We start from the raw sequence: 12,286 nt of genomic DNA, 5'->3' as shown, positions 1-12,286 counted from the left end.
TGAGCACCGTCGGCGCATGATCGGACTCGGTGTGCTGGTCTCCGCGCAGTTCGTCGTCATGCTCGACACCTCGATCGTGAACGTCGCTCTGCCCTCAATCCAGGCCGACCTCGCCCTCAGCTCCGCCGGGCTGAGCTGGATCATCAACGCCTACGTCCTGACCTTCGGCGGCTTACTGCTGCTGTTCGGTCGAGTTGCCGACCTCCTCGGGCGGCGCCGGATGTTCATCGCCGGGTCCGCGCTGTTCACCGTCGGCACGCTCCTGGCCGCGACCGCGGTCAACGAGTGGATGCTCGTCGGCGGACGCATCATCCAAGGCGCCGGCGCGGCCGCGCTCAGTCCCGCCGCGATGTCGCTGCTGATGCTCAACTTTCCGGGCGATCGGCGAGCGCGAGCGATGAGCCTGTGGGGCGCAGCCTCCGCTGTCGGCGGGGCCACCGGTGTCCTGGCCGGTGGTGTGCTCACCGGGACCTTCGGCTGGTCCTCGGTGTTCCTGGTGACCGTGCCTGCCTCCCTTGCTGCCGTCGTGCTGGCCCGCCGCGTCCTCGACGACACCCCGCACGGCGCCCGGCGCCGCTTCGATGCCCCCGGCGCGGTCACCATCACCGCAGCCGTTCTGGCGCTCGTCGACGGCGCCCTCGGCGCAGCCGACCGCGGCCTGGGCTCACCCAGTGTTCTCATCGCCCTCGTTGCCTCTGCTGCGCTCCTGGGAGCCTTCATCGCGATCGAGCGCCACACCATCGATCCGCTCGTCCCGCTCGAGCTCTTCCGCTCTAGAGTCTTGTCGACCGGCGTCGGCCTGGCGGCCCTCGGCGGAGCCGCCCGGGCCTCGACCTTCGTGCTGATCGCGCTGTACCTGCAGAAGGCGCTCAACATGTCACCTGAGCACGCCGGCCTGGCCATGGTGCCGACCTCGATCACCGGGTTCATCGTCAACCTGGTGCTACTCCCGAAAGCGCTGCGGGCCATCGGTCCACGACGAAGTCTGGTCGTGGGCCTCCTCATCCTCGCCGCAGGGCACCTGTGGCTCGCGTACGCGCCGACGGCGCACGGCTACCCTGTTGCGGTCCTCCCCGGCCTACTCCTGGTCGCGTCCGGGGTTGCCCTGAGCTTCACGCCCACCACCATGGTCATCGTCTCCGTGGCCCCGGAGACGCACACCGGCCTGGCGTCCGGTCTGGCGAGTTCCGCGACCCAGGTCGGCGCCGCCCTCGGAACCGCTGCGTTCACAGCGATCGCTTTGACGGCCGGCAACGGATTCACGGCAGCCTTCACTGGTGCTGCGGCCGTCGCACTGGCCACAGCCGTCCTCGGCTGCTCGATCGTGCGTCGCTGAACGCAGACCGACGGACTCATCCAGTCTCCTCGAACTGACGGCCATTTCGTCCTCAGGTCGGTAACGCGTCCAGGTGTCGCCATCCGGAGCCGTGCCCAGCCGCGACAAGTTCCCGCCCCACGCTCATCCGGGGGTGGTTCCCGTGGCGCCCGCCCGCCCGCGACTGCGAGTGGCGCTGGGTCGGTCCTATCCTGTGTGCCACACGAGGTCGAATGCACGGCAAGGGGCTGGGACCCCTGGCCGCGATCTGGGCCGGTCGGCTTCGTGATGTCACTCGCTCCTGCCGAGAGCGGGCGGGCGCTGTCGTGGCTCTACGGGACTCCGGGGAGAGCGATTCGCTGCACGACCTGCCCCTCACCGTCCAATCCCACGAGGGCAATCACGTCGTCTATCGGCGGTCGCACCAATACGAACGTCCGCAGTGGCCTCCCGTCGTCTGCCTTGGCAGCGGGGAAGGGCTCCGTCGCAACCTCAGACTGGTCACGCTCGTTCCGACACTCGGCGCGCACGGTCGCGATGCGGGAGGTGACGAGGCCATACAGGTAGCGGTTGCCCACACCTGGGGTGAACCCACCAGCGAACCCAATCTCGGTCCTCCCCGTTATCTCCCAACCCGCCCCGTCTTCTTGGACACCGCCGTTCACGACAAGCGCTACGTAGTGGCGCGCGCCGAAGGTCTCGGCTCGATAGAGCACCGCCCAGCTGTCTCCGTTCGGGGCAACGCCTTCTGCCGCAACTAGGTCTCTATCGGTGCTCACTCCCGCAGGCTGCCATGCCGACGCAGCGGTTCCGCCCGGCCATGCCGCGTACGGCGTGCGATGTTTGCCGACGCAGTCAGGACAGGACCACCGGCAGCTGATAACTGCCCTCGGACATCCGGCCGATCATGAAGAAGGTCACGATCAACTGATTGACGGCGTGCTGGTAGCGGTGGTCCTCGAGAATGTGGTCGACGGCGATCCGGCACATGAGGTCATCCATGAATCGGCCGAGCAGGTACGGGTCCTGGACGATCTCGTCGAACTTCGCGCCCTCGACAGCCCACCGATCGAGCAGGCTGCCCGGAACTGCCATCGGCGGCGGAGGCTCCTCGAGCTCGGTCTGGAACCTCTCCACGACTCGCTCCTCGTGAGCGAGCTGCCGGCACCGGTCGCTGCAGTAGATCCGCGGACGGCCCCGGCCTTTGCTCGGTGGCAACGGGTTGCCGCAGAGGGCACAGGTCGAGACGGACTGCTCCATGCTCGTCAGGTGCGTCCGAGCTCCCAGCCCTCCGCCTGGTCCGTCCACCTCGATCTGCACACCGTGTGACGAAAAGAAGTTGGGGGGAACGCAGGAAGGAGCAAGGGAGCGCAGATCGGAGGGGTCATGGCGGGAAGGGGAGGGCCGAGGAGTGAGTGACAAGGTGCTGAAGGAGCGTGCGAGAGTCGAGGCGAGGGTGGAGGTGCGGTCACCCGCCGGCGGGCCACGAGCCGGGAGGGACCGGCGGCGCCGCCGGCCCCGTACCCGGTACGGAGCCGGTCCCGAACTCGGTACCGGGCCGGCGTTACCTGGCGGCCACGGTGCCGCGGAGTCCTCGGGACCGTTCCCTCCGGTTCCGGTGGCTCACCAGGACTGCAGCCGCGGTCCCGGCGACTCGCCGGAACCGTCTCCGAGGCAGCGGAGAGTCCCCACGACCGCGAACTCCTCCCGGGCCCGCTGCGCGGCCGTCGACTCGTTACATCCGATCCGAGGAGTCACCTCACCACCGTGCGCCCGCCAGGTGTGGCGTGTCAATCGGTCATCGGGCACGCCTGGAGGTGGCTCGAGATCGCTCAGCAGATTCCGAGGATGTTCGAGAGAACCGCTCAATCGGAGCCAGCGCGCACGGCGCCATCGCCGTCATCATCGTCGATGAGAGCGGCGAGCTGGGCCTCCTCGTCGGCGCTAGCCGGCGCTGAGAGCAGTAGGTCCTGTTCGGCGCCCGGGTTCAACGTTCGCTCCAGGTAGGCCGCGGGCGTGTGGTCGATGGTGGGGTCGGGTTCGATGTAGTGACCCTCGGTGATGGCCGTCGAGGTGTGGCCGAGGAAGGTCGCTGCGGCATCGGTGCCCATGCTCCGTGCGATCACGGTCGCAGCCGTACGGCGGTACCACCGCAGGCTGATACCGGCGTCTTCGAGTCCTGCGTCCATGACCATGTCGCGGAAGGTGCGGCGCACGTTGTAGGGGTTTAGTGGACCGCCGTTGCGACTGGCGAAGATCAGCCGGTCGGGGTCGCCTGACTTGACGGCCGCCAGCCGACGCCGGATCACCGCGGCGGCGAAGTCGGGGACCGGGATGCTGCGGATCGAGCTCTCGCTCTTGGGGTGGGGTTGCCGGATGAGGCCGGTGCTCTTGCGGTGGACGACGGTCCCGGTGACCCGGACGACCATGCCGCCTGGTCCGTCGGTGATGTCGCAGCGCCGCAGGGCGAGCGCCTCGCCGGGCCGCATCCCGGTGCCGAGGAGCACCTCGATCAGGTCGCGCACCTGGCCGTCGCTCTTCGGGCCGGGCTGGCCGTCGCCGGTGCGCCAGTTCGCGGCCGCGCGGCGGATCGCCGTGATCTGGTCCGGCGTGAGCGCCTGCGGAACCTGCTTCGGCTTGCGGCGCTGCGAGGTCCCCTCGACCGGGTTGCGGGAGATCGCGTCATGGCGCAGCGCGAAGCCGAACATCAGATTGAGCACGGTGCGTGCGTGCATGGCACGGGAGTGCGATACCGCGGCCTCGGACTTCAGGAACCACTCGACACGACCGGTCGTGATCTCGCCGAGCGTGAAGCTCTCGAAGGCCGGCAGGACATGCAGCCGCACGATGTCGCCGTAGCTCTCCTTGGTGCCGGCTGTGAGGTCTCGGAGATCGAGGTCGGCCAGCCAGAGCGCGGTCAGGTCTCCGAAGGAGCTGGCCAGTGTCAACTGCCCTCCGCTGCCGTAGCCGGATCGGTTCAGGAGCCGTTCCTTGACCAGGCTTCGCGCCGCTGCCGGAGTGCTGGCCGTGGCGGTGACCTTGCGTAGCCGACCGTCGAGGTCGCGGAAACGGGTCTCGGCGACGCATCGGCCCCCGCGTCGGTCGACGCGGATGGTGCCGAAGGTGCCGATCGCGGTCCGGGGTCGCCCGCCGGTCACGGTCGGTCAGGATGCCGGGCCGCGTCGTCGGCCTCCATCCGGGTCAGCCAGGCCTCGATCTCGCTCGAGCGGAACCGCAGCTCCCGGCCGACCCGGAACCCACGCGGTCCACGCCCGCGGCTGCGCAGGTCATAGAGGGTCTGCACGGTGACGTGCAGCCGGTCGGCGAGCTCTGACAGGGAGAGGACGGGCTCGAAAGTGTCCGGGTGTGCGTGCGAGGTGTCCATGGTGGACAGGTACGCGAGACGCTCCCAGGTGGCGAGCGAAGCCTTCGAGACGCTGCCAGGAACGGCCCTAGCGATCGGCCAAGTGCCGAGTTTGTGCCGAGTTTTCACTCTGTCTCCTCAGAGGAGGTTCCAGAGTCTGCCGCTGACCTGCACGTTTGGTGGTCCTAACAGGACCTACTTCAAAACCTTTGTGGGCGCTCGTCAACACCTTGGGATCTGTTCCGGTCGCTCCGCCACCTGAGCCACGACCAGCACCGGCTCGAGCCTTCCGGTTCAGTGCCGAGCAAACACAGGAAGTGCTCGAGGCCTACCGAGCTGGCACCACCATGGCAGTCCTGGCTGAGCGCTACGGCGTGCGTCGACAAACGATCGGGGAGCTGCTGCATCGGGAGGGTGTACCCAAACGACGGTCGAAGCGGATGAAGCCGGCCGAGATTGACCAGGCTGTGGAGCTGTATGAGAGCGGCTTGTCATTGAAGAAGGTTGGGGAGCGACTGCAGCGGGACCACAACATGATCTGGCGCCAGCTCAAGAAGCGCGGGGTAGTGATGCGGAGTCCGAATGATCGGCCTGGGCCGAGGCTCCTTGATGGCATCCAGCAGTAGGGCCCTCGCCACCGCCGTAGGGTCTGGCTTGGCCAGACAGACCTAACGAGCGCTGCGCTGAAGGGCAATCTGCACCGAAACCGACTAAAAGGTTGCGGGCCTGCCATCGGCTAGCGCCACTGCCCCTGAGCAGATTCCGGGCACACGGCACGCCCTCATCGATCGCACACGGCGCCGAAGTCTTGATCGAAGCCGGAGAGCAACGCAGGGTGTCTCACCGTGAGTCGACTTGCCGTCAGTGCGAGGGCTCTACTACCGGATGTAGAAATCGTTGCTTTCAAGCGGAAGTCGTGCCTACCGTGCCAATCTAACGTTGATCTCGGGAGGCATGCGATGTTGAAGAGGATAGCGGCTGCGCTTGGAGCAGTCGGCTGCTTGACCGTTGCGACAGTTGGACTAGCAGAGGGCTCACCCGCTCCCGATCCCGACCAGGTGGACCTTCAGAAAATCACCGCCATCGAGGCTCAAGGAGGACAGATGACACATCCAGAAGGCTCTCTGGGCTCGAGCGCGCTCGCTGATGCTAACGGTCGACTGCAGAACTGGGTGCTGCAGAATCCTGCGGTCACAGCTGGCTTCAACAGCATCGCGTTCGTAGGGCCGGATACTCTGGACCTGCGATGGAAAGGGCAGCTGCCTAGCGCTCTAGGTCCGGTCCTAGACGAGCTTAAAACGAGTGGCGTCACCGTCCGGCCCGTTGAAGTGCCTTGGAGCCGTCAAGAGATCCTTGATGCGGTACAAGTCATGCTGAAGTTGACGAGCAGCGAGGACGTCAATTTTTACATGGTCGGACCGAATAGCGACGGCGACGGAATCAAAGCGGTCGTTAACGCTTCCCCGGCGTCTAGCAACAGGGCCGCAATCGAAGATTCCCTCAAGGCCGCGGCTGGCGACATACCCGTAACTGTCGTATTCGAAGAGCACACGACGAAGTTGGCTTCCATCGACCGACGTCACGACACCGAGCCTTTTTGGGGCGGGGCCGCCGTCACTTCTTTGACTGATGGACGAAGCTGTACAACCTTGGCGCCGGCGCGCAAACCGGATGGGACTACGGGTTTAATCGCAGCCCGCCACTGCGGGAGGAATCAACTATATGAAACTTACGATGACGGCCTCGGCGGGAACGACGTCGGCACAGCGGGCGGCGGAGTTGTGTCAACCGACTCAGTGTTCATCAAGGGAAAGATTGTGGGGTGGCAGGACTTCACGGGCGCCTGGAACTCAAGTGATTTCAATCCTCTTGTGCCCGGGGCGGACCCCGGTCTGGGAGATGAGGTCTGCTCAAACGGTGCTTTCTCAGGCCGGATCTGTGACGGCCCGCTGATGGTAATGGCGGTCGACCAATTCACCACGCTCGATGACGGCTCGAATGTCGGACCTGGGTTCTGGTTCTCGAATCGGAATCGGGATGGTATGCAGGCGCATGCAGCTCTAGGCGACGGCGACAGCGGCGGAGCGGTGTTTAGTTGGGCGAATAGCAATAGACAAATCCAGAGTAACGGAATGGCCGTTAAGATCCGTACTGACGAATACACATCGTGCCCGGGCAGTCCCGACCTGGTCAGGTTTTGCAGTCCAGATGGATTCGCCATCAATATAAGTGCGGTGAACAATTCCCTCGATACTCATCTGATCACCACCGTGCTGCCGTCGCCCTAAGGGAGCGGGGTCCGAGCATATTATGCGGCGGACGCGATCGCACTGACGAGATATGAGTGCCACGGAGACGGTGCGGGTTGGTCGGGATTCGCGGAGCAACGCTCCAAGTGACCCTTGGAAGATGTCGGAGCGAGATTGAATCTATGCCGTGTCTTTTTTTCGGCGAATCCGGCGCGTCAACCGGCCGCGTACATAGAGTGACCGATTAGCGACGACCGTGGCGCTTGAAGGTACGCCAAGATGTTGCTGCTCCAGAGGGCTTCTGTTCGCTTGCCGAAGGCGCGGATCAAATTTTCGCGGATCTGATTCTCAGTCATCTCGGAAAGCTACACGTCATCATTCCATGTGATGACTACATTGAAACGTTTACGACTCAAGCCGATCGGGACAAGTTTCAGTCTCTACTGGCTCAGGCCAGCAGCGTAACCCATATGAAGTTCAGCGAGGCGTCCGAGGAGGCCTTCTGGGCGGCCGGTAGAGCAGTTGTCGAAGAGTCTGATCAGTTGTATGCGGTTTGGAACGGACAGGCCGCTGGAGGTTTAGGCGGAACTGCCGACGTAGTCGGTTACGCGAAGAGCCTCGCAATCCCGGTCACCATTGTTTGGCCCACAGGTTCGACACGAGTTTGAAATCGAAGTTCGATAGCAGACCGCGAGGACATCGTCGAACACTACAAGAAGTCTCAGCCGACTACACGGTGCTGGCAGTGGCGTTCTGGAAGGTCGTCAACGAACTCGGATCGAGCATCGCGACCTCCCTCCAGTGCCCCAGGGCCTGCGCAGACGTGGCCCGTGCCGCCCGAAATCTCGAAGAAGAGCTAGTCGGGCACCAAACCTTGTCCGGTCAGTTTAAGCCCAGCTCCAACGCGAAGCCCCCGTATCGAGTCGTGATGAGGCGAGATCAATGGGAGTACGCCGATGGGTAGGACCCGGACGTCTTCGCGCACCACATCTGCTGCCGACTTGTCCAGTGCCTCCCACTGGTCGGGCTCCCAGCGATAAAAACTGATCGGAGGCGTACCACTCATCACCGCGAGAGTGGTGACGAGAGAACTTCCTGACGGCACGTCGTACGCCCATGGCTCATCCAACCACCTCCAGGCAACGTCGCGAGATCGGTCACGTGCCAGCGACAAGTCAGGAGTATCCACCGTATTCGGGACACATCGTGGAACGACCTGCAGGTAATGCGCGCCTTGACGCGTTCGAGGAACAAGCACACTCAGCCAGCTTTGGTCGACACTATTCAAAGTAAACTGTTGATCCAAGTCTCCAAACGTACCGAGCGATGCAAGATTATCTGGGGTCTGCGCGTAAGCGTACCGCAGAAGGTCGTCCACCTGCCTGTAAACAAGTCCTGTCACGCCAGCACACACGAACTCAAACGGGCTGGATCCGCTAATGTCGTGGGTGTATGCGTATTGCGGCACTAGCCCTTGTTTCACGTAGGTCACGTGAACTTTGTCTTCAATGCCTGCCATGGTCACCCCCTTTAGCGGTGAATCTGAGTGTGGCAGGGCCCACACAGGACGAATAGGTTGTCCAACGTAGTGGAGCCACCGTCAGCATGGCGAACGCCGTGGTGTCCCTTTGCTCCCGCAAGGTCCAGTGGGTCTCCGCAACTTAGGCACGTGCCGCCCTGTTGCTCAAGCTGATCCTGCACCTCCGGTCGGCTGAACAGACGCCGTGGGTCGCGTTCGCTGGGCGGCACCGCCCCAGGTCCCTTGCCCGGTGCAGGAAGTTCGCACGTGTTGTGCACCAGAATGGCAGCGGCACCCACGTGGTACGTGTGAATCCCGTGGACCTGCAGGTTGTATGCAAGACTCCACCTAGCGCTGGTTCCGTCGAATCCATCGACCACAGGCGTCGGATCCAAACCGAGCCCCAGAACCGTTTCGCCACGAGAGAGATTGTCCGCCCGTTCAAACTCGCCGTCGGTAGACGACCAGAATGGGTGGTCACGGGTTGTGCTAATGACTTCGCCGCCGATTTTGAGGTCGGTGATCGTGTCCCAGTGGACGAAGACCTTCTCGACTCGTTCTGCCCGCTGTTGGCCGGTTCCCGGATCGGTGGCAAGTACCTTGTCGCCGACTCTGATCTTGCTGATCGGTTTCGTCGACCCGTCGGCCATCAGAACGAGTGTGTCGCCCTCGAACGAGCACGCGTGCGCTGCGTCATCGAGAAGCTCTTCGCCTGTTCGCCCCATCGATCGCTCGAGAGGACCTGCGAGACGTCCGAGCGGCAGCAGCGATCCGAAGTCAAACGCCGCCTGGCCGATCGCTGCGCCGCAGCCGCCCTTGTCGCTCGTACAGACCTCGTAGGCGTTGTATGCGGACGATGCCGCTGTTAGGGCCCCGGCGCCCAACGCGATGGGTCCGAGGATCGGTGCAGCGGGCGGGAAGATCATGGCGCCGATGCCTGCGACCGTGGCGACCGTCGGCGCGACGCTTCCGACGGTGTCCAGGAAGCCGTTGAGGTCGAAGAGACCGTACGGGTCACTGTTGACCATCGGGTTGTTGCCGGCGTAGGTGTAGGTCGACGAACCGCTGGTGGAAGCCGCCGGGTCAGGAATGGCGAACCGTCCGGTCGTTGGATCGTACGCCCGGGCACGCAGGTGCATCGTGCCGTCGCCGTTTGTGACCTGGCCGCCCCAACCGAATCCAGTGCCTCCGGGATCGGTATCGGTCCCTCTCGAGAGGCCGAACGGTTCCCAGCTCCGGCGCCCGACCAACGCACCCGACGCGTCGGTGACGGCTCGGATGTTGCCCTGCGGATCGGTGTGGACGTACTTGTAGGTCGCAGCCGTCGTCACCGGGTTGTCGGTCGTGGTGCCGATCAGGCCGAGACCGTACTGATAGCTCTTCGTCGTGCCCGCACCGCCACCAGCCGGCGTCGTCGTCTGCGCAGCGAGCTGGTAGCTCAGGGGATCCCAGGCGAACGAGGTAACCGTTCCGTCTGACTTGGTCGAGGTCAACCGTCGGCCATCGCCGTCGTAGGCGTAGCTGGTCGCCGGGGTACCTGTCGTCGCACTCTGAAGCTGGTTGGCCTCGTTGTAGACATACGTCGTGGTCGTTGAGGACCCGCCGGTGGGCGTGCTGGTCTGCGTCCTGGGGCGACCGTACGCGTCGTAGAGGTATGACGCGCTCCCGGATGGCCCTGCCCAGGAGTCCAGTCGGGCCGTTGTCGGGTTGTAGGTGTACGTCGTGGTGCCTGCCGGCCTGGTTTCGGTCTTGCGGTTTCCGCCGGCGTCGTAGGTCCACTTGACGTAGTCGGTCGCTGTGCTGCAGCTAGTGGCGCCGTAACAGACAGCAGTGAGCTGGTCGAGTACGTCGTAGGTGTTCGTGTCGGTCGTTGCCGTACTGCCTTCGGCGTGGGTGATTGAGGACGGGTTGCCCGCCGCGTCGAGCGCATAGTCCTCGTCCAGGATCACCTGACCGCCGGGGCGCATGTGCATGATGCCTGTCAGGCGGCCTGCCGCGTCGTAGTCGCGCTTCCAGGTTGCGCCGTTGCCAAGCGTTGCAGTGGTTGTCGAAAGGTCGTGGTTGTAGTCGTAGTCCGCCAAGACCTTCTTGGTACCGCCCGTCGGCGTAGTGCTGACCGTGTCGAGCTGTCCATCGTCGGTATAGGTGTAGCCGAGGTTGCCGTTCGGACCGTTTGCAGTTGCCAGGTTGCCGGCATCGTCGTAGCCGTAGGTGAACGTCGGCCCGCCGGCACGACTCACCGAGGCGAGTTGATCGAGCGGCGTGTATCCGTAGTTCACCGTCCCGGCGGCATCCACCATCGTCTTCCGATTCCCGTGGATGTCGTACGCGTATGTGACGTCCGCGGTTCCAACGCTGTCGTAATTGATCGATTTCAGAGCGCCACGGGGGTCGTAGTCGAACTTGGTCGGGTTGGTGCCGGAGAGTGCCGCGGTGGCGAGGTTCCCGCCCTTGTCGTAGGTGTAGACGTACGACCCGGTCGGGCCAACAGCCGTGGTGGGTTGGTCGGCCACGTCATAGCCATAGGTGATGGTCCGTCCGGCTGTATCAGTCGTCGTCTTCAGGTTGCCGTCATCGTCGTAGGTTGCAGTCGCTGCCGGCAGAGACGAGTCGGGGCCCTGGATCGACGTCACGTGACCGGCGTCGTCGTAGCCGTAGGTGGTGTCACGGTTCTTGGCGTCGGTGTAAACGTGGAGCAACCCGTTGTCGTAGTACGTGGTGCTCGCGGTACCGATGATCGGGTTGGAGACCGCCTTCGGCCGGCCGTCAGCATCGTAGGTGTAGGTCGTCGTGTAGCTGGTCGCGTCGCTGTCGAGCTGACTGGTGGTTACGTTCCCGCCAGGGTCCACCTGGGTCTTGAGCTCACCGTTCGGGAAGTAGGTGTACGTGCTGATGCGGCCCTCGGGGCTCGTGGTGCTGCGCAAGTCGCCGAACGAGTCGTACCCGTAGAGCGTGAGTTTGCCTCTGCCGTCCTTGTAACTCGTCAGGAGGCCGCGAGCGTCAACACCGTAGGTCTCGGTGAGCACCTTGCCGGTGACGGGCAGCGTTCGGGTAAGCGTCTTCAGGTTGCCCGCTGTGTCGTAGCCGAAGTCGGTGACCACGCCGTTGGCGTCGGTCGTCTCGACCGGGTCGTGCGCGGCGTTGTAGGCCGTTTCGACACGGCCATTGACGCCCGTAGACGCGATCATGTCCCCGTCTGGGCTGTAGACCATTTCAGTCGTGGTGCCGCGGGGGTCCCGCACGCTGCGGAGTTGCAGCTTGGCGTCGTAGGAGTAGGACCAGACCCGGCGAAGGGGGTCTACGCGCCTGGCGAGTACGCCATCGTCGTAATCGTCGATCCACTTCCCGCCGTTTGGTGCCGTCACGGTTGACTTCTCCGCAACCGAGTTCCAGGCAAAGGTCGTGTGCTTGTTGCGCGCGTCCCATTCGTCCGTGACACGCATGCTGGTCGGGTCATACGCCAGCTGCACCACGGTCTTATTGAGCGGGTCGCGTTCGTCGTGGAGCTGGTTGCTGGCGTAGTAGTCGTAGGTCGTCGTCTTGTTGTTGGGGTCGGTCACCGAGGTAAGCAGCCCGTTGGTATACCCGTAGGTGACGGTCGCACCGTCGTTGGCGGTGATCGTGTGCAACTGGCCCGACGCGTAGTAGTCGAAGGTCAAGGAACGGCCACTATTGCTGACGACACTGACCTGCCCTGCCGCACTATGAGCAACTGAATCGCCCCGGGTTTCGTGGAGGCTCGGTTACTTGGAACCAGCCCCGGTCGGGACGGGTGTCTGAGGGTAGTTCTCGGACCTGACTGCGGCCCAGTGGTTGGCCTCGAGCTCGGCGGGCGGGAC

9 protein-coding genes are annotated in these 12,286 nt (G+C 64.1%); 3 read left to right on the top strand and 6 right to left on the bottom strand.

Annotation, left to right across the window (positions count from 1 at the left end; translation table 11 throughout):
* Positions 1–16 precede the first annotated feature (16 nt).
* The gene (locus ABD709_RS00045; RefSeq protein WP_344771710.1) at positions 17–1,336 is read left to right on the top strand and encodes an MFS transporter; all 1,320 of its coding nucleotides are present in this window, start codon (positions 17–19) and stop codon (positions 1,334–1,336) included.
* Positions 1,337–1,647: 311 nt separating this feature from the next.
* Here the strand turns inward: ABD709_RS00045 and ABD709_RS00040 are convergent, their stop codons facing one another.
* The 4 genes from ABD709_RS00040 to ABD709_RS00025 form a co-directional block, all read right to left on the bottom strand.
* On the bottom strand, positions 1,648–2,094 hold the full coding sequence (locus tag ABD709_RS00040; RefSeq protein WP_344771709.1) for a hypothetical protein: 447 nt from the start codon (positions 2,092–2,094) through the stop codon (positions 1,648–1,650).
* Between the two features lie 76 nt (positions 2,095–2,170).
* Entirely contained in the window at positions 2,171–2,452 is a 282-nt protein-coding gene (locus ABD709_RS00035; protein ID WP_344771708.1) for a hypothetical protein, read from the bottom strand.
* Between the two features lie 728 nt (positions 2,453–3,180).
* Positions 3,181–4,263, bottom strand: coding sequence for a tyrosine-type recombinase/integrase (locus tag ABD709_RS00030; RefSeq protein WP_344771707.1), 1,083 nt, complete (start codon positions 4,261–4,263; stop codon positions 3,181–3,183).
* Positions 4,264–4,469: 206 nt separating this feature from the next.
* Positions 4,470–4,700 (bottom strand): helix-turn-helix transcriptional regulator, encoded by a 231-nt coding sequence (locus tag ABD709_RS00025; protein ID WP_344771706.1) that lies wholly within the window; start codon positions 4,698–4,700, stop codon positions 4,470–4,472.
* Positions 4,701–5,680: 980 nt separating this feature from the next.
* Between ABD709_RS00025 and ABD709_RS00020 the strand changes: the two genes are divergently transcribed.
* On the top strand, positions 5,681–6,967 hold the full coding sequence (locus ABD709_RS00020) for a chymotrypsin family serine protease (RefSeq protein ID WP_344771705.1): 1,287 nt from the start codon (positions 5,681–5,683) through the stop codon (positions 6,965–6,967).
* Between the two features lie 224 nt (positions 6,968–7,191).
* A complete protein-coding gene (locus ABD709_RS00015; protein ID WP_344771704.1) occupies positions 7,192–7,596 on the top strand; it encodes a hypothetical protein in 405 nt (134 codons plus the stop codon).
* Positions 7,597–7,784: 188 nt separating this feature from the next.
* Here ABD709_RS00015 and ABD709_RS00010 read toward each other — a convergent pair whose 3' ends face one another.
* Entirely contained in the window at positions 7,785–8,447 is a 663-nt protein-coding gene (locus tag ABD709_RS00010; RefSeq protein WP_344771703.1) for a hypothetical protein, read from the bottom strand.
* An 11-nt stretch (positions 8,448–8,458) separates the two neighbouring features.
* Positions 8,459–12,106 (bottom strand): RHS repeat-associated core domain-containing protein, encoded by a 3,648-nt coding sequence (locus ABD709_RS00005; RefSeq protein WP_344771702.1) that lies wholly within the window; start codon positions 12,104–12,106, stop codon positions 8,459–8,461.
* Positions 12,107–12,286: the final 180 nt, after the last annotated feature.

This window comes from Nocardioides panacisoli (assembly GCF_039537325.1).
Lineage (GTDB): Bacteria > Actinomycetota > Actinomycetes > Propionibacteriales > Nocardioidaceae > Nocardioides > Nocardioides panacisoli.
This window is presented reverse-complemented; position numbering and strand designations above follow the sequence as displayed.